25 protein-coding genes are annotated in these 24,079 nt (G+C 39.0%); 6 read left to right on the forward strand and 19 right to left on the reverse strand.

Annotated features, from left to right (window positions below; genetic code table 11):
• The 3 genes from FPQ13_RS10990 to FPQ13_RS11000 form a co-directional block, all read right to left on the reverse strand.
• A partial coding sequence (locus FPQ13_RS10990; protein ID WP_144089380.1) for an RNA-guided endonuclease TnpB family protein occupies positions 1–696 on the reverse strand: 696 nt, incomplete at its 3' end.
• A gap of 337 nt (positions 697–1,033) precedes the next feature.
• Positions 1,034–1,978 (reverse strand): ABC transporter permease subunit, encoded by a 945-nt coding sequence (locus FPQ13_RS10995; protein WP_144089381.1) that lies wholly within the window; start codon positions 1,976–1,978, stop codon positions 1,034–1,036.
• Positions 1,971–2,894 carry an ABC transporter ATP-binding protein gene (locus FPQ13_RS11000; protein ID WP_144089382.1) on the reverse strand — a complete coding sequence of 308 codons (924 nt, stop codon included), beginning with the start codon at positions 2,892–2,894 and terminating at the stop codon, positions 1,971–1,973. Before FPQ13_RS11000 ends, FPQ13_RS10995 begins: the two co-directional genes overlap by 8 nt.
• Before the next feature lie 236 nt (positions 2,895–3,130).
• Between FPQ13_RS11000 and FPQ13_RS11005 the strand changes: the two genes are divergently transcribed.
• Positions 3,131–4,198 (forward strand): LLM class flavin-dependent oxidoreductase, encoded by a 1,068-nt coding sequence (locus tag FPQ13_RS11005; protein WP_144089405.1) that lies wholly within the window; start codon positions 3,131–3,133, stop codon positions 4,196–4,198.
• A 4-nt stretch (positions 4,199–4,202) separates the two neighbouring features.
• Positions 4,203–4,769 (forward strand): NADPH-dependent FMN reductase, encoded by a 567-nt coding sequence (locus FPQ13_RS11010; protein WP_144089383.1) that lies wholly within the window; start codon positions 4,203–4,205, stop codon positions 4,767–4,769.
• Positions 4,770–4,840: 71 nt separating this feature from the next.
• On the opposite strand, the gene FPQ13_RS11015 is transcribed toward FPQ13_RS11010, so the two are convergent.
• From FPQ13_RS11015 to FPQ13_RS11045, 7 genes are all read right to left on the reverse strand, one after another.
• Complete coding sequence (locus FPQ13_RS11015) at positions 4,841–5,524, reverse strand: response regulator transcription factor (RefSeq protein WP_144089384.1); 684 nt, start codon at positions 5,522–5,524, stop codon at positions 4,841–4,843.
• 36 nt (positions 5,525–5,560) lie between these two features.
• Positions 5,561–6,133, reverse strand: a complete 573-nt coding sequence (locus FPQ13_RS11020) for a TlpA family protein disulfide reductase (protein ID WP_144089385.1) — start codon at positions 6,131–6,133, stop codon at positions 5,561–5,563.
• A 15-nt stretch (positions 6,134–6,148) separates the two neighbouring features.
• Positions 6,149–6,907, reverse strand: a complete 759-nt coding sequence (locus FPQ13_RS11025) for a cytochrome c biogenesis CcdA family protein (protein ID WP_144089386.1) — start codon at positions 6,905–6,907, stop codon at positions 6,149–6,151.
• A complete protein-coding gene (locus tag FPQ13_RS11030) occupies positions 6,907–7,554 on the reverse strand; it encodes a hypothetical protein (RefSeq protein ID WP_144089387.1) in 648 nt (215 codons plus the stop codon). Before FPQ13_RS11030 ends, FPQ13_RS11025 begins: the two co-directional genes overlap by 1 nt.
• A 519-nt stretch (positions 7,555–8,073) precedes the next feature.
• Positions 8,074–9,465: an MATE family efflux transporter gene (locus FPQ13_RS11035; RefSeq protein WP_144089388.1), complete on the reverse strand. Its 1,392-nt coding sequence runs from the start codon at positions 9,463–9,465 to the stop codon at positions 8,074–8,076.
• Entirely contained in the window at positions 9,466–9,909 is a 444-nt protein-coding gene (locus tag FPQ13_RS11040; RefSeq protein ID WP_246065495.1) for a MarR family winged helix-turn-helix transcriptional regulator, read from the reverse strand.
• Positions 9,910–10,040: 131 nt separating this feature from the next.
• Positions 10,041–11,114, reverse strand: coding sequence for a TDT family transporter (locus FPQ13_RS11045; RefSeq protein WP_144089389.1), 1,074 nt, complete (start codon positions 11,112–11,114; stop codon positions 10,041–10,043).
• A gap of 142 nt (positions 11,115–11,256) precedes the next feature.
• Here FPQ13_RS11045 and FPQ13_RS11050 point away from each other — a divergent pair, with 142 nt between their 5' ends.
• Positions 11,257–11,928, forward strand: coding sequence for an RluA family pseudouridine synthase (locus FPQ13_RS11050; RefSeq protein WP_144089390.1), 672 nt, complete (start codon positions 11,257–11,259; stop codon positions 11,926–11,928).
• Positions 11,929–11,967: 39 nt separating this feature from the next.
• On the opposite strand, the gene FPQ13_RS11055 is transcribed toward FPQ13_RS11050, so the two are convergent.
• From FPQ13_RS11055 to FPQ13_RS11065, 3 genes are all read right to left on the reverse strand, one after another.
• A complete protein-coding gene (locus FPQ13_RS11055; protein ID WP_186279659.1) occupies positions 11,968–12,438 on the reverse strand; it encodes a hypothetical protein in 471 nt (156 codons plus the stop codon).
• Positions 12,439–12,589: 151 nt separating this feature from the next.
• On the reverse strand, positions 12,590–14,521 hold the full coding sequence (locus FPQ13_RS11060) for a YhgE/Pip domain-containing protein (RefSeq protein ID WP_144089392.1): 1,932 nt from the start codon (positions 14,519–14,521) through the stop codon (positions 12,590–12,592).
• Between the two features lie 3 nt (positions 14,522–14,524).
• Positions 14,525–16,519 carry an efflux RND transporter permease subunit gene (locus FPQ13_RS11065; RefSeq protein WP_144089407.1) on the reverse strand — a complete coding sequence of 665 codons (1,995 nt, stop codon included), beginning with the start codon at positions 16,517–16,519 and terminating at the stop codon, positions 14,525–14,527.
• Between the two features lie 226 nt (positions 16,520–16,745).
• Here FPQ13_RS11065 and FPQ13_RS11070 point away from each other — a divergent pair, with 226 nt between their 5' ends.
• Genes FPQ13_RS11070 through FPQ13_RS11080 form a run of 3 tightly spaced genes read left to right on the forward strand, consistent with a single transcriptional unit; the run spans position 16,746 to position 18,177 of the window.
• Positions 16,746–17,318, forward strand: coding sequence for a TetR/AcrR family transcriptional regulator (locus FPQ13_RS11070; protein ID WP_144089393.1), 573 nt, complete (start codon positions 16,746–16,748; stop codon positions 17,316–17,318).
• Between the two features lie 25 nt (positions 17,319–17,343).
• The gene (locus tag FPQ13_RS11075; RefSeq protein ID WP_144089394.1) at positions 17,344–17,958 is read left to right on the forward strand and encodes a hypothetical protein; all 615 of its coding nucleotides are present in this window, start codon (positions 17,344–17,346) and stop codon (positions 17,956–17,958) included.
• A gap of 15 nt (positions 17,959–17,973) precedes the next feature.
• Entirely contained in the window at positions 17,974–18,177 is a 204-nt protein-coding gene (locus tag FPQ13_RS11080) for a hypothetical protein (protein ID WP_144089395.1), read from the forward strand.
• Here the strand turns inward: FPQ13_RS11080 and FPQ13_RS11085 are convergent.
• The 6 genes from FPQ13_RS11085 to FPQ13_RS11110 form a co-directional block, all read right to left on the reverse strand.
• A complete protein-coding gene (locus FPQ13_RS11085; RefSeq protein WP_144089396.1) occupies positions 18,164–18,814 on the reverse strand; it encodes an SDR family oxidoreductase in 651 nt (216 codons plus the stop codon). The two genes, FPQ13_RS11080 and FPQ13_RS11085, sit on opposite strands and share 14 nt — an antisense overlap.
• A 70-nt stretch (positions 18,815–18,884) precedes the next feature.
• Entirely contained in the window at positions 18,885–20,213 is a 1,329-nt protein-coding gene (locus FPQ13_RS11090; RefSeq protein WP_144089397.1) for a CoA-disulfide reductase, read from the reverse strand.
• Between the two features lie 178 nt (positions 20,214–20,391).
• On the reverse strand, positions 20,392–21,558 hold the full coding sequence (locus tag FPQ13_RS11095; protein WP_144089398.1) for an MFS transporter: 1,167 nt from the start codon (positions 21,556–21,558) through the stop codon (positions 20,392–20,394).
• Positions 21,559–21,681: 123 nt separating this feature from the next.
• A complete protein-coding gene (locus FPQ13_RS11100; RefSeq protein ID WP_246065497.1) occupies positions 21,682–22,095 on the reverse strand; it encodes a YbaN family protein in 414 nt (137 codons plus the stop codon).
• Positions 22,096–22,369: 274 nt separating this feature from the next.
• Positions 22,370–22,783, reverse strand: a complete 414-nt coding sequence (locus tag FPQ13_RS11105) for a hypothetical protein (RefSeq protein ID WP_246065498.1) — start codon at positions 22,781–22,783, stop codon at positions 22,370–22,372.
• 9 nt (positions 22,784–22,792) lie between these two features.
• Complete coding sequence (locus tag FPQ13_RS11110) at positions 22,793–23,932, reverse strand: CaiB/BaiF CoA transferase family protein (protein WP_186279660.1); 1,140 nt, start codon at positions 23,930–23,932, stop codon at positions 22,793–22,795.
• Positions 23,933–24,079 lie beyond the last annotated feature (147 nt).

The raw sequence follows: 24,079 nt of genomic DNA on the forward strand, positions 1-24,079 counted from the left end.
CCGTTGCTTATGCCAATTCGAACTTCCTTTTTGACGCCTGGAAAGAATTCGTTGTTCTTTGGCTAATTTCTTTTCCAGAGTTCTAAAATACTTGTGGTTTTTGTATATCGTACCATCAGAAAGGACGGCAAAATCTTTAATTCCGAGATCAATGCCAATGGATGACTTGGTTTTTTGTAATTTTTTTACGGTTGTTTCAACCCCAATCGAAACAAAATATTTGCCGGAAGCATTGCGTCTGATCGTCGCATTCAGAATTCGTCCTTCAACCTCACGGCTTTTCGCAAACGTAACGAGGCCTAGCTTCGGTAATTTGATTTTGTTATCCAAAATGGCGATATTTCCGTTTGTATATTTTGTTGTATAGGATTGAATGTTGTTCTTTTTCGATTTATAACGTGGGGCCTGATTCTGTTTCTTGAGGAATCGTGTGTAGGAGTCGAAGAGATGTTTCAGAGAAGATTGCATGGCTATACTATCGACTTCTTTTAACCAAGCCAATTCTTTTTTTAGTTGTGTTAATTGCTTGGAACAGTTGTTGTACGACAACCCTTTACCTGTCTCTTGGTAAGTTTTTTTCCACTCGCTTAAGAAGTGGTTAAAGACAAAACGGCTACATCCAAGCGTTTTTGCAATGAGGATTTCTTGTTGTTTATTGGGATAGATTCGAAATCGATAGGCTTTGTTTACCAGCAAGATTACTTCACTCCTAACAAGAAAACGTATGTTCTCATTATAGACTACCAGCTTGTGTTTTGGGAAGTAATAACCTCATTTTCGGACAAGGAAGATGACTATTGTCATTTTTTGTCCGAAGGCGATTCATCTCCACCCTGGCTTCGTCTGAGTATGGAGTCTTATCGCCAAAATCGATAAAACCCATTTTAATCAGTATACTTCCAATAAATCATTATTCTCTTAATTATTGCTTTACTTCCGATAATGATACATATCGAAAGTATAAAGCCGATAATCCAAAAAAATACCGCTTCAGGTCATCTAAACACTGAAGCGGTATTTTCATTTACTATTACTATTGATTAACGATATCTCTCTTATTAAAAAAGAGCCAAGCAAGCGCGACAAAGACAACAAAGTAGACAATCAGCATCGTAATGGAAAAGCCTAATGTCATGCCATCAATTAATATATTGCCCGTTTCGTACATTTTCAAATCCAAGTTTGCGAACAATAGGTATTTTGACCATTCATATTGTGAAAAAATACCTGTAATTATATTTCCACCCATCAACAAGAAAATACCTACACCAATAGCGACAGAGCTATTTTTAAAGATAGTTGAGATCATGAAAGCAAGTGTTGTCATCATAATCAAGTTAACGATTCGATAACCGTATTCAGACATCACTTCACCGACAATCGGCACATATTCGATTCCGTTTGCTGTCATGATGACGGTACTTGGATTAAATCCTTCGAACCCGAAAAATATCGCTCCTCCAAGCATTGAAACAAGGAATAGATAGATCATCGTAAACAATCCAAAAACGAATATTGCTATAAACTTACTGAGTAAAATGACGTTTCTTGATATAGGACGTATTAACAGTAATTTAATCGTTCCCCATTTGTACTCGTTTGATATAATACTTGAGCCAATGATGATTGTTAAGAGACTCACAATAGCAACGAGGCCTACATTTTCCAACGTATATTGCCAAGCCCCATAATTTAATGGACGAATATCATTTTCCAATAAATATTCATTTTTCATAATTCGATCGTCATTAAAAGAGTATCCGAATTCTTCGTTATCTTTATGGAGTGCCTCATTTTCTTCTTGTAGTTCTTCTTTCCAATTGTCTGTATATTCAGTTGGTTGAACATCGTCAAAGGCTGAAATGATAATGGCACCACCAACTGCGATCAAACCTAGAATAATATACATCACCCAAGTAGATTTTCGGATGTAAATTTTAAATAGTTCATTATATAAGAGACTGAAAAAATTACTCAATGATATTCCCCCCTGTCAACTCAAGGAATTGGTCTTCCAAGGATTGTTTGACGCCTGTCACGCCATATACAGTAAGACCTGCTTCAACAAGCTTGTATACAACTTGTGGAATCGTCTCACGAGTCATCAATGAAACAAGTTGGCTACCTTCTTTTTCGGCTTTCAATTCAAGGCTTGCCAATACTTTTATCGCTTCCTCGGTTTCTTTCACATCCAAAACAACTTTAATTTCTGATTGATCAGCTTCTTCGCTGTCTTCCTTTACAGACTGCTCGGTAATGAGCTCACCATGTTTAATGATGCCAATCCGGTCACACATGAGTTCAATTTCTGATAACAAATGACTGGAAATCATAACAGCAACATTGTCTTCGACTGCCAATCTTCTAATATAATCACGGATTTCACGAATTCCAGCCGGGTCTAAACCATTTGTTGGCTCATCAAGAATTAACACTGCCGGTTTATGTAAAATGGCTTGAGCGATCCCTAAACGCTGACGCATCCCTAATGAATATTTACTGACCTTTTCATCGATTGCTTTTTCAAGACCGACAAGCCCAATGACTTCTTCTGTTCGACCTTTAGGTACATCATCATACATTCGAGCAAAATGACGTAAATTTTGGCGTCCGGTCATAAACGGATACATTTCTGGGTTTTCAACGATTGCCCCTAAATTACGAGCGGCAGCTTTGTAGTCTTTTTCAATACTTTTTCCTAAAATTTTGATTTCACCGTCGCTAAGGTCCATTAATCCAACGATCATACGAATCGTTGTCGTCTTCCCCGCACCGTTTGGCCCGATAAATCCATATACTTCTCCTTGCCGGATTGCTAAGTTAACATCTTTGATGATTTCTTTGTTTTTAATTTTCTTCCTGACATTCGTCAGTTCCAATGCAACGTTACTCATAACCTCTCCCCTTAAAAAATCATTCTATAACTAAAGACGATTGGAAACTTTAGAAGGTTTCAAATCGTCAAACAAAAGTATTTTACCATAATGTCATTTGAGAGAAAACTGATTTCCAGAAAAATCATTTCGTTACTTAGACCAAACAAATTTATTCTAGTCTATAAAGGAAATATGTTAATCTTTAGGATGATGACAAGACTAAAAAAAATAGCTACGAGGTGCAATCAATGTCCATGGAAAAATACAGAATTAATCCTGATCAAGGATTGGAATTCGGCATTTATACATTAGGTGATCATATACCAAATCCTTATACAGGAGAGCGAATTTCCAATCAACAACGAATAAATGAAATCATTAAACTGGCTCAGTTGGCTGAGCAAGCTGGGATCGACTTTTTCTCTGTTGGAGAAAGTCACCAAGAATATTTCACGACGCAAGCACATTCGGTTGTGTTAGCGGCGATTGCTCAGGCGACAGAAACAATAAAAATCGGCAGCTCTTCAACTATCATTAGTACACTTGACCCTGTTCGTGTGTATGAAGACTTTTCAACAATCGATCTCATATCGGATGGTCGTACCGAAATCATTGCCGGACGCGCATCAAGAGTGGGTAATTTTGAATTGCTCGGCTATAGCCTCCGAGACTATGAAGCACTATATGAAGAAAAGTTCGATTTACTTCAATTAATTAACGAAAATGAAGTGATCAATTGGGAAGGTGAGTATCGAGCGCCATTGCGAGATGCGAAAGTGATTCCCCGACCAAAAGAAGGATGGTTGCCCATTTGGCGTGCAGTCGGCGGTCCTCCTGGTAGTGCAATGAAAGCTGGGAGGGCAGGTGTACCAATGTTCTTGGCGACTCTTGGTGGACCAGCAACTTCTTTTAAGCACTCCATCGATGTTTACCGCGAAGCAGCAGCCAACAATGGTCATAATCCAGATGACCTTCCAGTTGCAACTGCGGGATTATTTAATGTTGCAGAGACAACACAGAAAGCAATGCAAGAAGTCTACCCACATATCAATGAAGGGATGAAGCTGACCAATGGCCAAGGTTTTCCGAAACAGCATTTCGCTCAAGGTGCCGATAAACGCGATGTGTTAAATGTCGGTAGTCCACAAGAAATCATCGAGAAGATTTTGTATCAACATGAGTTATTCGGTCATCAACGATATATCGCCCAAATGGATTTCGGTGGCGTCACACTCGATCAATTAAAAGAAAAAGTCGAAATCATCGGGAATGAAATTATGCCAGCGATCAAAAAATATACATCGAAGCGAGCGGAGGATTAAAGCTATGAAAGTTGTTACCTTATCCGGCTCCATCGTCGGTTCAAAAACACGAACGGCTATAGATTATACCGTTCAATCACTTAAAGAAAAATACCCAAAGCATACAGTGACACTAGTCGACTTAGCGGATTACGATATTCAATTCAGCGACGGTAGAAATTATCTGGATTACGTGGGAGATACAAAATACGTAACACAAACCATTATGGATGCCGATGCAATAATCTTAGGAACACCCATTTTCCAAGCTTCCATCCCAGCGACATTAAAAAACATTTTTGATTTACTGCCTGTCGATGCGTTGCGAGATAAGGTCGTCAGTATGCTGGCAACAGCTGGAACACCGAAACACTATTTGATTCCTGAGCACCATCTAAAGCCGATTTTAGGCTACATGAAAGCACAAGTCGTTCAATCGTATGTATTTATAGAAGAAAAAGATTTCGCCCAGAAACAAATCATTAATGATGATGTGTTTTTTCGGATTGACCGGCTTGTTGAGGACACAATGATTTTAGCTGACACGTACCAAAAGATAAAGGAAGAAGAAGACAAGAAGTATGATTTTTAATTTACTTCAAGGACAAAAAACGCACAGGGGAAATTTCCTGTGCGTTTCTCTATAATTGATGTTGAGTCGTGTTATTCGACCTCATATCGGTATCCCATTCCCCGAACTGTTTGGATTCGTTTAGGTTTACTCGGATCTACTTCAATCTTTTTACGAAGCTTTTTAATATGCGCGTCTATCGTCCGGTCCATCACTGTTTGATCAGCAAAAGGATAGAGTTGATTGATCAAATCCTCCCTCGTCACAACGACATTGGGATTCTCCATAAAATAAAAGAGTAATTGGAACTCATGCTTTGTTAAGGTTAATTTTTTATCAAATAACAGCACTTCGCCTTTACGTGGCTTGATACATAATCCATCATGGATGATCTTCTGACAATACTGTCCTGTCCGTCTTAGTACCGCTTCCACATGAGCCAGCAATTCTTCGGGATTAAATGGTTTAACTAAATAATCATCTGCACCCAATCTTAACCCGTTGATTCGATCTTCCGTACTTGCCTTTGCCGATAACATAATAATTGAAACTTCATTCCGCTCTTGTTTACGCACCCACTGGCAAACTTCTTCACCAGATATTTTAGGTAGCATCAAATCAAGAATAATCATACAAGGGTGCTCTCTCAAAAAAACTTCCTTCGCCTCTTCCCCATCCGCTGCTTCAACGACAATATATCCGTTTTCTGACAAAACGTTTTTGACTAGCTTTCGATTGACCGGATCATCTTCAACCACTAATAGTGTTTGGCCCAACAGCACTCACCTCAAGCTCATTATAACGAAAGAGTTCTACTGAATCTTCCCTAATGCTTGAAGCATGAAGTCGTAATTCATCGCGCCTTGTACGACATAAGCTGTCCGTCCTTCAGAATCTATGATATATGAAGTGGGATAGGCAGTAATTTGAAAGTGGTTCGTGACTTTCCCTTCCTCATCCATTAAAACTGGAAAGGTCATTTCAAATTCTTCAACAAAATCAATGACACCTTCCCGGCTATCTTCTGAAGCGGTCATATTAATAGCTAGAATTTCTACATCTTCATTATCGTATAACTTTTGAAAATCAGGTATTTCAGCTCGACAAGGTGGACACCAAGTCGCCCAAAAATTTAAGATTACAGGTTTGCCTCGATAATCAGACAGTCGTACCGTTTCACCTTCTGTAGTTTTTAACTTTACATCTGGTGCATATTGCCCTTGTTTAATGCCCGTTCCAGCTTTTTGGTCTGGGTCATCTAATTCGGGATAGATGACAACCTTTTCTCCATCTTGATCAGCTGTATCATCCGATGACCCAATAAAGTCATATACCGCAAAGCCTACCATCAACACAACCACTACAAGTAAAATCCATTTTTTCATATAAGATAGCCTCCATTAACCAAGATTTTCCATCCAAGTGCCTTCGATTAGGTCCAATAGGAATCCGGAGATTTGAGGCATCCAACCGAAGAATAGGACGAGCCCCATCGCAATCATGAAAACCGCGCCAACCTTCATAATGATTCCACTATATTTAACGATCCATCTAGTTGATCCTAGGAAGAATGTCAACACAAGGAACGGTATGATGAAACCTATTACATAAAAAACCGTATACAAGATTCCTTGCCCTGGATCACTTGCAGCGAGCAATAAGATTGAACCGAAGATTGGGCCGATACACGGTGTCCAACCAGCAGCAAAACCGAGACCGATTAAGAATGTTCCTAAAAATCCCGCTGGTTTCTTTGTATAATGCATACGCTTTTCTTTCATCAATGTTGGAATGTTGATCCATCCAGCAACAAAGAAACCCATAAAAATAATGAATACACCGGCGATTCGTTGAATAAGCAAGCCCGATTCGCCAACGAGCAATTCTTGTGCCCACTGTCCTAAGAAAGAAGCACTCGCGCCAAGTGCAATAAAGACGAGTGAAACACCTGCCAAGAAGAAAATGGAATGACTGAGCAACTGTTTACGAATTTTACTCGTATGATTGCCTTGTAATTCCTTTACGCTAATTCCTGTAATATATGATAAATAAGCCGGAAAAATCGGTAACACACAAGGGGACAAAAATGATAACGCTCCTGCGCCGATTGCCATTAAGATTCCGACTAATACAAACGTATCTGTTTCAATTCCGCCCATTAGTTCTCCCACCTTTTACGTTTCAATAAAATCAGTGAAAACATCACTACAAAAAACAGACCAATAAACCAAGGCTTCATCAAATAATCGAATAAGGTGACAAATGGTTGAATCAATGTAAGTGCCAACATACCAGCAGACCAACCAGCTAGCATCACCATCAGCAACACATCTACCGACACTTTTTCATGTACCCAGTAATAACAAACGATCAATAAACCGGATACGATGATGTTTCCAATCACGAACAAGTCATCCATGATTGTGAGCTGCAAAAACTCAAAGAAAAACACGCTGATTAAAAAGACAGGGATAAAGGTAAGCACCAAAGGAATAACCTGTAATTTTCCCCGATAGGATTGAATTGCAATGGTAATTACGGTAAATAAAGTAGCTAGATAAAAAGCCTCTCCATTACTAGGATAAGCCAAAACAGCTAGTGGGTCTTCGAGGAAGAGTGACAGATTGAGTAAAATTTTAGCTAACCAGATATAAAGAACGAAATTTACAAGCTGTGAAGTCAGTTCATTCAGTTGTTTCCGTTTCTCTTCCTTTGATGCGTTTGTCATTATGTAATAGATAGCGATTGCAACAATCATTGAAATTAAGATCATTGCAATGGCATAAATTTTTGTTGTAAGTATCATGTTTTGCTCCTCCAATAGGACGTCTACTATCAAGTATATAGTGACTCTGTGAAAATTTGATGAAATGATGGTATTTATTTTTTATATTCATTAGAAAAATCTAGCTAGGACGATCTATACGACCGAGCGGCCATGCATTTTTCTCGGAAAGTCTTATAGAGATGTTCTATTCACCCCAATGAACCGATTTTTTGCTCGAAACGTCTTATAGAACCGCTCTATTCGACCGAACGAACCGGATTCTTGCTCGAAACGTCTTATAGAGCCGCTCTATTCGACCAAACGAATCATTTTTTTGCTCGGAACGTCTTATAGAACCGCTCTATCCGACCGAACGAACCGGATTTTTGCTCGGAACGTCTTATAGAGTCGCTCTATTCGACCGAACGAATCAGTATTCTCATCGAAATGTCTTATACAATTCTAAAAGTGATTATACTTAATAAAAAGCGTAAAAAATCGCCCAATCATAGAATAGCAAACGCTACACGATTGGGCGATTAATTGAACTTATATGACTTAACTCATTGCAGGTACATTCTTCTTTTCTGAATCTTCATCTTTTCCTTTTACTAACATCGGCGTTCGATCACGGTATAATAAATAACCCGCTAAACCGACTGCTAATATGTCTGAGATCGGAAATGCTAGCCAAACGCCGATCACTCCGAAGTATGGTGGAAGAATTAATACGAGCGGAATGAGTATCAATAGCTGTCTGGACAATGACAGGATCAATGCCTGTTTCGGTTTTCCTAACGCTTGGTATAATCCTCCTGCGACAATTTGTACGCCGACAACAAAGAATAAAGAGAATAAGATCCGCATTGCTGTTGAACCTTCCTCGATGACTTCTTGGTTTGCCGTAAAAATACGTAGAAACGGTTCAGGTATGGCTACTAATATAATTGTGATGGAAGTAGCACTGATTGTTACAACTTTCATCGTTAACCAAATCGTCTCTCTCATTCTGTCATAATTTTGCGCACCGTAATTGTACCCGACAATTGGCATCATACCTTGCATGACAGCCATGATTGGAAGCGCCATAATCATGACAATCCGCTGAATAATCCCATAAATACCTACATAAAACTCTGTACCGTATTCGATGAGCATCGCATTAACAGCAATTACTAGTATACTTCCAGCAGATTGTTGAATAAATGCTGGCATTCCTACAGATAACACTTCTTTAACTATTGCAGCTTTCAACTTCATGTTCTCAAAAACAAATTTTAACGAACTTTTTCCTCGTGCATAATAATTAAAAATCATACCGAAAACAGCCGCTTGTGAGATAACTGTTGCGATTGCAGCTCCTTGCACGCCCATATTCAAGCCAAAAATGAAGATTGGATCAAGTACAATATTAATAGCAGCTGGAATAATCATTAAAACCATTGCAAATCGTGCATTTCCTTCCGCTCTCACGAGATTATTGGCCGCAAAGCCACTCGTAAAGAAAAATGTCCCTAATAAAATCGGAAACATATAATCCATCGCATAGCCGATCGTTGACGGTGTAGCGCCGAACAACAACAGTAACGGCTCTAACGCAAACAACGAAATGAGTACTCCAGCGACACTAGCGAAAAGGATTAGCGTAATGATATTGGCAAAAATTAAATTCGCTTCTTCCGGTTTTTTAGCGCCAAGACGTCTGGAAATAACGGACGACCCACCGACGCCAAGCGCCGCAGCAACAGCGATCATAATCATCATCATTGGAAAAGCTACTGTCGTTCCAGCAACCGCTTCGATTCCAACACCATAGGAAATAAAAACCGTATCAACGACGTTATATAAAGTCATGACAAACATACCAATTAACGCGGGAACAGATAAATTACGAAGCAGTGTCGAAATCTTTTCGGTACCTAGCTGCTCTGTTTGTTGTTTTTGTTCCATCTACTTCGCTCCTTCCTTTTGTTTAAGTAAATTATTTTTCATTCGTCGTAGCCATTTCATGAACAAAGCTACCTCTTCTTCTGAAAATCCTTCAATTAATTCATATTCTTTCCCATTAAGATTATCCCAGAGATTCTGATCGAGTTTTCTTCCTTTTTCATTGATCGTAATAATCTTTGATCGTTTATCTACTTCACTATCTGCCTTCTTAACCAAGTCCTTCATCAACAACGAGTCAATAATCCCTGTCATTGTCGATCCTTTAATATATAAATATTGCTGTAATTCCACTTGTGATAACGGACCATTTTCAACAAGCAAAAAAAGAACTTTTGATTGTGCAACCGTTAATCCGTGAACAGCAAGTTGTTCGTTATATTGGTTTTCTAGTAAATGAGCCACCATTCCTACTTGGTAGCCTAACTTTTCTTGTATATTCCTCACTAAATTACTTACCTCCCTAACTAAATCACAAAGAGTATCTTACCTTTTTTCTGCATTAAACGCAATATATAAACTTAACTTTTTAGGTGCCTAACAATTTTTATGAATAAAAAAGCAATATAGCTATAAAGCTACATCGCTTTCTTTTCTTCAAATTCATTAATTAATGATTTTCCTAGGATCACCCATTGAGCGATGAATAATAAAACAATAGTGAATGACATTCCATACAAAAACATATTCACCCATGTGTGAATGGAGTCTTGACCAATTACAAATATTCTTTCAGTAAAGTATAAAAACATTGCAAACGTAAAAATCCGTGACCATTGAGTTGGCGAATAAACCATGAACCCTTCATTCCAACCATATTTCCGGTAACGGGAAAATGCACGTAACAATTCGATCCATTCGACGAGAATAAATAATAATAGAACTAAACCCCAAACAACAAAATGTAGCGAAGATATTTCCGGGTAAGCAAAGCTTATTGCAACACCCGTGATTGATAGTGCACCATGAATAATACAGTTTGAATTCGTCCAACGATCAATTATCTCCGTAAATAGTAATTTAACGTATCGATTCGTAATTAAAATTAAATTCATAATATATAGCAATAAACCAAACCAAATCAGCTTGCGCGCAAGTGGAACAGGAAATTGATCGCCGAAAACAAAATAGCCCGAAATAACTACAGACTGCGTAGCGACAGTAGATAATAATAGACCACCTTGAAATTTATCTATATATTCGTTGAAATGCTGTAAAATAATAGAATAGTTTCTAATGGTCCACGTGATATAACCTGTCCATAAAAGTCCGATATTTAACGAGTAGAAAACAATAGTAATGGCATTCGGTTCATAAACAGAAATAAGTACATTTCCAAGTGAAATCGATGCAATCCATGTACCGATACCAAAACTCGTTATGGGATTTTCTAAATGTCGCTCATAGAATAAGCCTTCTTTCGTCTCATTGATCAGATAGAAAACGAGTAAAAGTAAACTAACTAAAAAGAAGATAAATAAGGTCAATTCAATCCAATCATTTTGAATAACATGATTGAACACACTAACAATGACAATCCCCGTTGCCATAATTGGTGCACCTGCTAATGTTGTAATTTTTAGTTGAACTTGTCGTTTATAGATTAAGAATGCTCCAACTAATCCTACGATAAGAGCGATCATCAAATACATGTTATTACCAACCTTTTTTCATACACATAAGTATAAATGTAACATAAATTCATCATTTCTAGGGATAGATGACAATAGCTTTTCATTTTTCAGTTGGTTTGAGATAATGAACCCACATCTCAATCCGTAAAGGAGCACAATAATGAACGTACCTATTTTATATGAAGATAATCATCTATTAGTCGTCGAAAAACCGGTCAATATTCCGGTTCAGGAAGATCAATCGAAAGATAAAGATTTATTGACGTTGCTAAAAGAAGACATTAAAATCCGCCATAAGAAGCCAGGTAATGTGTTTTTGGCTCTCGTTCACCGACTAGATCGTCCAGTTGGAGGGGCAATGGTTTTCGCCAAAACTTCAAAAGCCGCTTCTCGCTTATCCGATCAGCTCCGAAGAAAAGCGATTGAACGGACTTATCTTGCTGTCGTGCACGGTGTTCCATCAAAAGCAAAAGATCAATTGGAAGATTATTTAGTGAAAGATCACCGAAAAAATATCGTACGTACTGCGAAGCCGAACGAAAAGGAAGCTAAAAAAGCAATTCTCGATTATGAAGTGGCCAGTGAAAAGAAAGGATTTTCATTGTTATCCGTGAAACTTCATACTGGAAGACCACATCAGATTCGTGTTCAGCTTTCATCTCGCGGATTTCCGCTTTACGGGGATCAAAAGTATGGACAACGTGTCAATAAACCAGGTCAACAGATTGCTCTTTGGTCTAATAAATTAGTGTTGGAGCATCCGACTACGAAAGAGGTCATGGAATTCACCTCCACACCTCCTTATGAGTATCCGTGGAAGCTCTGGCAATAACGATGAAAAAAGTTGGGGAATGATATCTTCCCCAACCTTTTATTTCGTCACGATATGCTCTACATAAACAATTCCCATAAAAATAAGCCAAACACCAAAAGGAAATGCAAAGCTATTTATCGCTTGTAATGGTTTATATTCCTTGTTTTTGCTCAATAGTATTCGGTCAGTGACAAAAAATAAAATGGACGCAGCTAAACTATAGAATAATAAAATAAGACCAAACAAGGCGTGTAATATTCCCGATAAAATTGTCTCGATTTGATCATCCTTCATTTTCGATGCGAAAAATTGACTCATTTTATCACTTAGAATAGAAGCTAGCACCCCGTAAGTTAAAATCACTGGGAAGCTATACATTAAATAAATCGGTGTACTTAATGTAAATGCAGATAAATATCCCGTTATGGATGAAGGACTCTCCCCGAACGGGTTTGGCATGATGAGACCTAGGAGAATCGCAAATATTGAGCTAGATATGGATGCTGAAATAACTTTCCGTGAAATCATTTTGTTCTCCTTCAATTGTCAATTGAACCCTGAGATTTAGGTTACATGTTCTGTTGCTTATTATACCAATCGCACGCACATCTTGAAATGATTTCTCTCTTCTATTACATAAAAACAGAAGCCCTCCTACCTAGGAGAAACTTCTGTCTTTTTAAGAAAATAATGCTTTGAATTTTTCCCAGAAACTGCTCTTTTCTTCTTTCTCTGGCTCTTCCTCTTCTGGTTCATCTACTTCAATGCTTTTCGTTTGAATGACAAATTGAACGTGATCCACTTGTTCATTTTTTTCAGATACAAACGAAACGGGGTCGAAATCTGATTTATCATATTGTGAGATCATCTCATCGATTTCTTCGGTCATTTCTTGCGGCATATCTTTTGTTGAATCATGAAGCTCTTGTGTGCCGTCTTTTAATTCAACGACGTCTTCTTCCAATTCGCTGACACCTTGGTCGAATTCATTGATTCCTGTATGAATGTCTGAATAAGAATTCGAAAGTTCACTGACACCATTTGTGTATTCAGCAAGACCGGTATGGAAGGAGCCGTATTCTTTCGTTAAACTGGCAATTCCATCTTTTAATTGTTGCAAGCCTTCCATGCCACTAGACGCAGATGAAATCTCGCTCGCCATCGTATCAACATTGGTCGTCATTTCATTTAATCCAGCAATTGTTTCTTCTAATGAACCGATTACTTCTCCAAGAGCTGCTTTTGCACCTGGTTTATCTTGAGTTCCAAAATAAGTGCCTTTTGCGACTTGTGCTTTTTCATAAGCTGTTGTTAATTTACCAATCGTCGATGAAGCTTGCTCCATGCTTGATTGGACATTTTGTAACTTTTGTAACGTCTTTTGTTCAATGCCTGCTTCCTGCAATGCTTTGATTTCCTCTTCTGTGAATTGAGGAGCTTTCATTGCTTGTAGTGCATTTAATTCTTCTTTCGTTAAATTAGATGGAATTCCATTCATCGCTCCATCTAACGCTTGAAAAGCAGTAGAATAATTGTCTTTAAGCTTTTGCAGACCGTCTTTCATATCCGTTAAACCGGCCGATAACTGTTTAAGTCCTTCGACCAATTGATCCTGCTGGCTCGTATCGACGTCGACATCGCTTAATGACCCATTCATCGATTGTAGTGCATTTTCAATTTCTTTTGAGCCGCCAATTAACTCACCGGATGACCCGTCAAGTCCAGCAATTCCATCTCGATATTGAGCGGAACCGTTCACCAATTCCGATGCACCATCGTTCATTTCTCTAACTCCAACTACTAAATCACTGACACCTGTATTTAAATCAGCGATCGCATCGGACAAGGTCCGGATATCTCCTGTCATCTCATCCGTCTCTGGATCTTCAATGGACATAGAAGATGGAACGCCGGATATTTCAATGCCGTCGAATTCAAAGTTAGCCGTGTCCGCTTCAACCGTAAATGTCTTTTCTTTTTCAGGCATTAACGTAAATGTGACTTGTTGTGTTTTTCCAGCGTTTGCAACCATACCATCTGGTGCTTGAATATTGGAGAAGGTCTCTGAATTAAAAGGTAATGTTACTTGCAACATATAGTTGTTAAAAAACGCTTTCCCTTGCTCGCCATTAGCTTTGGCATCTACTTCAATCTTGATTGTTCCTTCTTTTCCAGCCAACTGATCAGGTGTAATTTTTTCTCCATCTAAATAATACGTCACACCGATTGTCCAAGGTAGTTCAGCCTTATTCATATTTCCTTGATAATAAAATTTTTCATCATTCGCCACGAATTCGACCTTGTCATGATTCAAAGCGACTTCTGTCATATCGGTTAAATTTCTAACACTCGTATAGTCACCATAGTCTACAATCGTTCCTTCTTTGACGACATCGAAACGATTGACGACATAGAGTTCCTGTTGTTCACCAGTCGGAGATAACGTGGCATAAATCACTTCATCTTTTCCCGACGTCTCTCCTGTCTCTTGCGACTCTTTTTCAGCTTCCGCTTCATCATCGGCAGTATTCGCTGAAACGGTTGTCAGTAACGTCGAGGCAACCAACACAACTGCCGTCAGCAAAAGAAGAATCTTTTTTATATGTTTCATGCATCATTTCTCCTTATAAAAGTTGGATTTCCATGTTGTTTTCCCAATGACTTTATCAAATACCAACAACATCGCTGGTAGGAAAAAGACAACCATAATGAATGCTAGCAAAGCACCTCTGCCAAGCAACAATCCAATTGATGATACGACTGGATTTGTTGACGTCAGCCATAAAATGAAACCAACACTTGATAAGATGGATGCTGAGATAGCTACAGCAAATACTTTTTCATCGACCGTTTTCTTAATCGCCTTCAACGCTGACATTTCTTTTCGATTTTCCGTGTAGTTTTCCGTAAATAAAATCGCGTAATCAACCGTGGCTGCCAGTTGAACTGTACTGACAATCAAATAACCGACAAAGACGAGTGCTGAATCGGTAAAATACGGAACAGCGAGGTTAATCCAAACCGCCGATTGAATCGTCAGTAACAAAATCACGGGGTATGAGATCGATTTAAATGAAACTAATAACACAAGTGCAATCGTGACAACAGTTAGCACATTCACAACTGTGTTATCTCGTTCAACGACATTTTTCATGTCATACAGCGTCACACTTTCACCCAGTGAGTACACTTGGTCTTCTGAATAATATTGATTCGCTGTGTTTTGTATTTGTTCAACGACATTGAAGGCTGTCTCTCCTTCTTTGTCCGTGTTTGTTTGTAAAATAATCCGGCTGTAATTTTCTGAATAGAACTGCTCAATCTGTGATTCTTCCAGATATTCTGGCGGGATTGTTGAATCAACCGTGTTTACATAAGAAATCACACTTGTCACATGCTTCATCTCTTCAAGTTCCTGCACAAGTTCCTCTTCTTTTGCAACCTCACCGCGCGGAACGAGCAATACCATTTGTGTGTTTTTACCGAATTCGTTTTCTATTTCTACGATATCCGCTCCAGCTCTTGTATTTTCAGGTTGATCACCAATTCCGTAAATAAAATTCGTCTCACTTTTAGCTAAAAATGCCGGTACAATTAACGCAAAGACGATCAATAAGCTTGGAACCTTAAATTTCATGATCCATTTTCCAACACGCTTGAATTCAGGAATGATCGGTTTATGTTGTGTTCTATCAATCCACTTATAGAACATAATGGTCATTGCAGGCAAAAAGACCATGACACTGATAAAGCTTAAAACAATCCCTTTCACAAGGCTGAACCCTAAGTCTGAACCAATTTCGAAATTCATAAACGTTAACGCAATAAACCCGAAAAAGGTCGTTGAAGCACTAGCGATAATTGCTGGGAACGACCGCTTCATCGCGAGTATCATCGCTTCTTTCGGATCGGTTACCGTTTTCCTATAGTCACTAAAACTATGGAGTAAAAATATCGCATAATCGAGCGAAACGGCCAGCTGCAGAATCGGCGCGACTGACGAGGTCACAAATGAAATTTCCCCGGTGAAAATATTCGTCCCCATATTGATGAGTACCGACACACCTATGGCGGTCAGGAAGAAGATCGGTTCAGCCCATGAATTCGTTGATAAAATTAAGATGATAATAATAATTGGAATCAGTAAAGCCGCCGCATATAGCGTTTCGGTTAACGCCATTTTTTGTTGGGTCGCCGTATCAAGCGCTTCACCCGCCATGGCATTTTCCTCACCGATCAATTCATAGACTTCATCAGTTACCGCAACTTCATCGCCTTCACGAATCGTAAAATTGAAGAGCGCATTTCCATTTTGATAGTACGATTCAACGATATCTTCATCCGCCATTTCGATCGGCGTTTTCAAATCGACCGTATCATCCAGCCATGTGACGTCCGACACACCATCAATCGCTTCTAATTGTTCTTTAAATTCAAGTGCTTCTTGAATTGTCATGTCTTTCATCATGACATTCGTATTCGGAACAGCACCATCAAACTCTTCATCCATAATATCCATTGCTTTCGTCGACTGGGCATCCTCTGGTAAATAATCCGCTACATTGTAATTGACGGATACCCCAACTTGTGCAATGGCACTTAAAATCATTAACACGATAAACGTTATAAATATTGATTTTTTATACTTAATAATCTTCGCTGCAATGTCGATTGCCACGCACCCTCTCTTGCGTCAAACAAAATTCCACTATATCATTATATAGACACCGTGTTGGATATACAACAAACAGTATTGTAAGGTGCGTCTAAAAACCAACACATGAACATTTAAGTGTTGGATATCCATAAAATTTTCACAAAGTAGGTGAATGAAATTGAACAAAAAACTAGACCGGAGAAAAAAATATACACGGATGGTACTGAAAGATAGCTTAATGGAATCATTAAAAGAAAAACCCATTTCAAGTGTGACGGTTAAAGAAATATGCGAACAAGCTGATATCAATCGCTCCACATTTTACACCCATTATTCCGATCAATATGATTTAGTTGAACAAATTGAGAGCGAACTGATTAATGACATGGAAAAATATTTAAACTCGGTTAACTTTGAAATGGATGAAGAGGCAAAGGAAATGACCGAAAGACTGCTAGACTATCTTGCTTCTAGAGCGGATGATTGCAAAACGTTATTAAACTATGAAGGAGATTCAACTTTCCAACGAAAGGTGACATCGGTTGCTTATCGGTTTATACTGAATGAAGGAATGACCGCGAAAAATATTGACCCGAGCATTTCTGAATATATTAGCTCCTTTATTGTGAATGGTAGTATCCAAATGATGAAACTATGGCTATACAACAATATGGATCGGAGTCCAAAAGAGATGTCTCAACTGATCAATGATTTTATCAATAAAGGACTTTATGGATTGAATCTAAAATAATTGCAGAACGAATGGAGTTTTAACCATGAAAGATATACGAATGATATTAATAATATGCTTCTTACTTTTTGTATCGGCATGTCAAGCATCCGATGACCAAGAGACGCAAGAAAAATCCTCAGACGACACCGAAGTTTTAAGTGATTCAGCAGAGGAATCCGAAGAAGTGGAACAAGAAGTAGTCAATTCATCTAAAACGAAGGAAGAAAATAATACGGATACAACAGATGAAAATAATGAAGTTGTTGAACGGACAGACCCACTCGTTGACTATCCAAATGAGAAAGTCGAATTCGCAAGAGTATGGCTGCAACATGGCGAATTGAAAGACGTTGATTCATTAAATGTTCGTCATATTCCAGCCGGCACACCACTGAACCCAAATGATGAAACGAGTGCCAGTTATCCTGAAGACGTCATCCAGTTATCCGGCGCACGCCTAGTTGCTGGCTCTGTAACATACAGCGGTAACGGAGACGGAACAATCAATATCTACAACGTTCCATTACGATGGGATGGACAACACCCTGCAGGTGAAGAATTCTATCAAGAAATCATCGAAAATACAGAGGAAATTTACGTTGAGGTTGGCGATGATCAAGAGATTATTGAATTGATTGAAGTGATGAATGTTCAGTAGGATTGTGGCTGACGGTTGACTGCTGAAGTTTGTGTGCTGACTGCTGAAGTTTGCGCGCTGACTGCTGAAGTTTGCACGCTGACTGCTGAAGTTTGCGCGCTGACTGTTGATAGATGCAACTTAACTGCTGATAAACGCGAACCAACCACTCCAAATAAAATACAACGCTTGGATTACAAAAATCCAAGCGCTTCTTATTTCACACTTAAAAAGATTTAACCGCTTCTTCCACCGGTGTTTCTCCACCAATGACCTGAAACTCTTTTCCGATTGTTGAGTCATTTTCTAATGTGACGAGAATGGCACGCGCAACGTCCTCACGTGGTACTTTCCCCATTTCACCGCTCATGCTTACGGTTACTTTTCCCGTTCCTTCATCATTCGTTAGTCCGCCTGGGTGAACAATGGTGTAGTCGAGATCGGTCGCTTTCAGCCATTCATCCGCATAGTGCTTCGCAGCCACATAAGGCGCAAAGGATTCAGGTGCTTCTTGAATAGCTTGGCGTGTCGTATCAAATGAGCTGACCATGACAAAGCGTTTGACGCCAGCTTTTTTCGTTGCTTCAATGGTTTTCACAGCACCATCTAAATCAACCATAATCGTTTTATCTTTCCCGGTTTTTGGTCCTGAACCTGCTGTAAAGACAACTGCATCCACATCTTTTGCTGCTTCAGCGATGTCGTCGATTTCACCTTCTAAGTTAACCACTGCAGTTTCTGCACCCAATTCGGTAAAATAGGACGCTTGTTCCTCTTTTCGGATCATCGCTTTTGCTTGTAAATCATCTGTTTCCTGAATAAACGAAACTAAATGTTTACCGATTTGCCCATTGGCACCAACTACGAGTACTTTCACCCAATCACTCCTCTAATTTTTCTTCTATATTTATCGTAACGAAAGAACTTTTCTCTGTCGAAGAAACAGCTTACGCTTTCCGTCCCATTTGCTGAAGCGGATCCCAAACTCCGTTATACGGCGGTGCATAAGAAAGATCGACATCCACCAATTCATGAACGGTCATCTCATGATGGAGGGCCATCGCCAACACATCCAAACGTTTATCGACACCTTTTTTGCCAATAATCTGACCACCTAGTAGTTTTCTCGAATCACGGTGATAAATCAGTTTCAAATGAAGAGTCTCTCCGCCAGGATAATAACCGGCATGCGAGTTTGCTTTTGTCGTTTGAACTTCATAGGGAAAATTCAACTGCTGGGCCTCGCGTTCAGATAAACCGGTTCGGCCCAAAGTTAAATCAAAGAATTTAATGATGGACGTACCCAAGATACCTTTGAATTGAAGCGGATTTCCTGCCATATTCGCACCAGCAATTCTACCTTGCTTATTGGAAGTTGTTCCGAGCGGAATATGGTCATTCACTTGTTTCACCCGGTGAAAATCCGTTGCACAATCGCCTGCTGCATAGATGTTTTTAAGAGATGTTTGCATATAAGGGTTTACTAGAACGGCTCCTCTTGGATTTAAGTGAATACCGGTTCCTTGTAAAAACTGTGTGTTCGCCAAGACACCAATGGCCAATAAAACGAGATCGGTCTTATAAGTATTTTTGTCAGTCTTCACACCTTCCACTCGATCCGTTCCAGTAAGGCCTGTGACGGACTCACCAAGCTTCAGATTAATACCATTCCGCTTAGCTTCCTCGTGAATGAGTTCTGCCATATCTAAGTCAAAAATCGGTGCCACTTGATCGCCACGCTGAATCAACGTCACCTCTTTGCCTAACGTTTTGAAGCTTTCGGCCATTTCAAGACCGATATAGCCTCCACCTACAATTGTCACATGCTTTACATCATCATCCAAGTCATGCATAATTCCCTTGGTATCCGTCACCGTTTTCAATGTATGAACACCTTTTAGTTCAATTCCTTCCCATTGTGGAACAGTAGGATTGGCACCCGTTGCAATCAGTAGCTTATCGTAAGAAACTTGAAATCCATCTCCAGTCTCTAAATCAATTCCATAAACGATTTGGTCTTTTGCATTAATATTTGTTACTTCTGTGGACGTACGTGCATCCATCCCATATTTTTCTCTAAATGTTTCAACCTGACGAGCAACGACATCTTCCAAATCAGGAATATAACCGTTAATGACGTATGGAAAACCACATTGGCCATAAGAATATTCTTTCCCGCGCTCAAGAACAGCAATTTCTGCCGTTTCATCCGTTCGGTAAATTTCCATCGCTGCACTCATCCCTGCAGCAACACCACCAATAATGACATACTTCATTCGAACTCCTCCTCTATGTTCACCTTACCCGAAAAAATCGTTACTTAAATGTTTGGTCATTCAAATTAGTACAGATATTTAGATAAAAATAAATCGATTAACACAAATATTATATGAATTTAACAGCTGTCACCAATCTAAGCATTTAAAAAACAAACCCAGAAATTTTCTGAGTTTGTCATCCAATAGATAGTTTATTCCGTTTGATGTAAATCATGAACAATCCAAATGCGATGGCAGAAAGGACGATCCCTGATACATATGGCAAGCCAATCCAAACCATATACAATGCACCGCCGAGAACCGGACCAATGATTCTTCCTAACGAACCGAAAGAAGATAAATAACCAGTCACTTCCCCATATCCAGACTTGGCTTGTTTCGTCAGTAAGGAAGACACACTTGGACGAATGACTCCATTCCCGATACCGAAAATCGTTAAGAAGACGGCTGCGGTTAGGAAGTTTTGTGTTAACAAAATCAAGCCCATACCTAAAGCAGAAACAACAATTCCCGCTTGAATGATTTTAATTTCTCCGAATTTCTTTGTCAGCGTCCCCATCGAACCTTGAACCGCCGCACTTGCAAGACCCATAATCATGAAAACGTAACCCATCGACACTGCATTTAACCCTGCTTTTACAGCAGCGAAGTATGCAAACGTCGCTTCAAGACCGGATAACGATACAGCAATGAAAAATTGTAAAAAGTACAACATCGCCATCGGGGTTTTCATTGCTTGTCCGATTGCTTTTGTTCTTTTTACTTTCGGCCGCTGCTTCCGATCAGAAAGCTGCACAGATTCTTTCAAAATAAAGAACACGAAAATCATTGTTAATAACGACACTGTTCCTGCTATGTAAAAAGGAGCTTCAAGGTTTATTTTTGAAAATACCCCACCGACAGCAGGGCCAAAAATAAACCCAAGCCCAGTCGCCGCTCCGATAATTCCCATTCCTTTGCCGCGGTCTTCTTCAGACGTCACATCAGCTACATACGCCATAACTGTCGGCATATTGGCGGCTGATAAAAATCCACCGATAACTCTTGCGACAAAAAGCATCCAAAGATGTGATGCAAATGCGAGAAGAAAGAACGATAGAGATAGTCCGAAAATACCGAGCATGATCACAGGCTTGCGGCCAATTCGATCGGATACTCTTCCCCACATTGGTGCAAAGACAAATTGCATGAACGAATAAACGGCCATCAATAAACCGAGTTCAGTAGCTGATGCGCCTAATTCTTCCGCATAGTAAGGAAGGACGGGAATAATAATCCCAAATCCGAGCATAACGAGAAACATGATTAAAAATAAGATCGGTAACACACGTTTTGTAGTCAAATTATTCACCTAGTTGCTTGTTTATTTACTTAATTCCATGCACATTATAGCACAATGGTTTCTGTTCAAAATAGTCTTGTCCATTTTTCGGTTACCGATTGTCATCTAATTTATATAAAAACCTTAATAGGATTGTCTTTCATCGCTTACTTGATTAGGTGGTAACGTAGGGATTTTTTTAATGAAATAGTAATGCTTTATAATTCCTAACGTGAAAATAATAATCTTTACAGCCCATATATCTACAATAATGATTGAAACGATGATGAAAAAGTCCGCCACAATATTAATTCGTACCTTCTCTTTCATCGTCATTCCTTTATTTTCTAGAAAACGAACAACGTAATCCTCGTAATACTTTGTACTCTTAAACCAATTCTCCAGTCGTTTCGAACTTTTCAAGAAACAATAGGAAGCAAATAAGAAAAAAGGAATACCGGGTATGAGCGGCATGATCACACCTATTACACCCATCGCGAATGAAAGTAATCCGAGTACGGCAAAAATAAACTTCTTTACAGCTATTATAGTTATCACCTAACTTATCATCTATTCTGATCTGTCTCTATTGTACATTAGAAATGTTCATAAAATCATTGAAAAGAGAACAGTTTAATGAACAAATGAACGTTAATGATAAAGGTGCTTTGTTAGGTAGAAATGTACACTTTTGTTTAAATATAAAATTCTTATAGTTGTAACAGACTAAAAAACGGAATAACCTCCATTACTGCTCACTTTGCTTTGCTCTCAAAAGGAAAAGAATTTTATAGGTAATCCTCAAGTATGCCGCAATACTTATGAATATCCTCTAATACACTAAGTAAACAATAAAACTCACAATGTATATGGTGTCAACCACAGACAAATACAATCCAATCTTGGATTTCTTGATTCTCTCCAAGCTGTAATTGAATAATGTATCATACAGACTAATGACAAAAAAGACTGCTGAAATCAAGATAACCAATGGACTTTCTGTTATGACAACCGCCAGTAGATAAAAAAGCCACCTACGAATGAAATTAAAAATGAGTCCAATGGCCATTATAGAGAGGCTATCAGGCGTGACATCAAGTTCTTCTTCTGTCGAAATCTCTTCCAATCCACTTTTGATTTTTTTATAATCTTTTAAATAATCAATATTGAACCATAATAAAATAATACCGTAAATAATTATGTAAACTTCTACGTTTAGTTCTAACCAATCCTCTATTGTAAACAACCCCTTTTGCTAGATTCGTTTTTTGTTCATTGGTAATTTTTTAAGCACCTCTTCCGTATGTTCCCCGTGTTCCGGCGAAGCACCGAACAGTTGATGTTGGTTATTTGATAGTTTGATTGGATTCCCAATCATTTGCTTTAATCCAGATTCACTCGCTTGGATCATCTCTCGCTCTCTTAGTTGAGGGTTTTCTAGCATTTCATCGAACGTATGAACAGGTGTCAGACAAGCCTCCAACTGTTCAAAAGTTTTGAGCCATTCCGACTGCGATTGTTGCTTCATAATCATTTCAATTTCAGCAATCATCTCATCTTGAACATCAAGAGCGGCATGTTGTAACGGAACATAATGTTCACGGCCGATTCCTTCACAAAACGCCTCCCAAAATTTCGGTTCAACTGCACCAAGTGCGAGATACTTCCCATCCTGTGTCACATATACTTGATAACACGCATAACCACCATTCAACAACTCCGATCCACGCTCTGGTGATTCCCCCGCTACATGGTTTGGCAGCATCATATGTAACCAAGAAACGACGCCATCCAACATGGAAATGTCAACAAACTGACCTTCCCCTGTCTTTTCTCGCTCGATAATCGATAGCAGAATGCCAACCGCGGCCGGATAGGCTCCTCCCCCGATATCTGCAATCTGGGTCGACGGTACAATCGGTTTCCTCTCTTTATCTCCCATTAATTGCAGTAAACCAGCATAACCCAAATAATTTACATCATGTCCTGGTTCTTGTTGACGTGGACCATTCTGGCCATAGCCTGAAATGGCACAATAAATAAGACCTGGATTCACAGACTTGAACGTCTCATAATCCAAGCCAAGACGCTTCATGACACCTGGGCGAAATGATTCGACAATGACATCAGCTGTTTCGACTAAACTCAAAAAAGATTGCTTATCCGCTTCATCTTTTAGATTTAGAACGACACTCTTTTTGTTTCGATTGAGAGAATGAAATACAGCACTATTCTCATCGACTTTCGGATCAAAATCTCGTAAATAATCGCCCTGATTAGGGTCTTCAATTTTAATGACTTCCGCACCAAAATCCGCTAACATCATTGTACAATAAGGACCTGGCAACAATCGTGATAAATCTAATACCCGGATGTGATTCAAAATCAATTGCATCACCTCATTTAAAAATTGATCTTATATCAATTGTAGATGCAAATTGATTTTATTGTAAGAGTTTTTAAATAGTTTAAACAATTCATTTTTAAGTGGAACTTTTTTTATTCGTTCTCCTGCTGATGTCACAAAACATTGGCGCGAAGT

This window comes from Allobacillus salarius (genome assembly GCF_007559425.1).
In the GTDB taxonomy this organism is placed as follows: Bacteria; Bacillota; Bacilli; order Bacillales; family Alkalibacillaceae; genus Allobacillus; species Allobacillus salarius.

Coding starts and splice junctions, on each gene's coding strand:
- FPQ13_RS11000 (WP_144089382.1), bottom strand. CDS start 2,894: ATGAGTAACGTTGCATTGGAACTGACGAATGTCAGGAAGAAAATTAAA.
- FPQ13_RS11005 (WP_144089405.1), top strand. CDS start 3,131: ATGGAAAAATACAGAATTAATCCTGATCAAGGATTGGAATTCGGCATT.
- FPQ13_RS11010 (WP_144089383.1), top strand. CDS start 4,203: ATGAAAGTTGTTACCTTATCCGGCTCCATCGTCGGTTCAAAAACACGA.
- FPQ13_RS11020 (WP_144089385.1), bottom strand. CDS start 6,133: ATGAAAAAATGGATTTTACTTGTAGTGGTTGTGTTGATGGTAGGCTTT.
- FPQ13_RS11025 (WP_144089386.1), bottom strand. CDS start 6,907: ATGGGCGGAATTGAAACAGATACGTTTGTATTAGTCGGAATCTTAATG.
- FPQ13_RS11030 (WP_144089387.1), bottom strand. CDS start 7,554: ATGATACTTACAACAAAAATTTATGCCATTGCAATGATCTTAATTTCA.
- FPQ13_RS11035 (WP_144089388.1), bottom strand. CDS start 9,465: ATGGAACAAAAACAACAAACAGAGCAGCTAGGTACCGAAAAGATTTCG.
- FPQ13_RS11045 (WP_144089389.1), bottom strand. CDS start 11,114: ATGTATTTGATGATCGCTCTTATCGTAGGATTAGTTGGAGCATTCTTA.
- FPQ13_RS11050 (WP_144089390.1), top strand. CDS start 11,257: ATGAACGTACCTATTTTATATGAAGATAATCATCTATTAGTCGTCGAA.
- FPQ13_RS11055 (WP_186279659.1), bottom strand. CDS start 12,438: ATGATTTCACGGAAAGTTATTTCAGCATCCATATCTAGCTCAATATTT.
- FPQ13_RS11060 (WP_144089392.1), bottom strand. CDS start 14,521: ATGAAACATATAAAAAAGATTCTTCTTTTGCTGACGGCAGTTGTGTTG.
- FPQ13_RS11065 (WP_144089407.1), bottom strand. CDS start 16,519: ATGATTTTAAGTGCCATTGCACAAGTTGGGGTATCCGTCAATTACAAT.
- FPQ13_RS11075 (WP_144089394.1), top strand. CDS start 17,344: ATGAAAGATATACGAATGATATTAATAATATGCTTCTTACTTTTTGTA.
- FPQ13_RS11090 (WP_144089397.1), bottom strand. CDS start 20,213: ATGAAGTATGTCATTATTGGTGGTGTTGCTGCAGGGATGAGTGCAGCG.
- FPQ13_RS11110 (WP_186279660.1), bottom strand. CDS start 23,932: ATGCAATTGATTTTGAATCACATCCGGGTATTAGATTTATCACGATTG.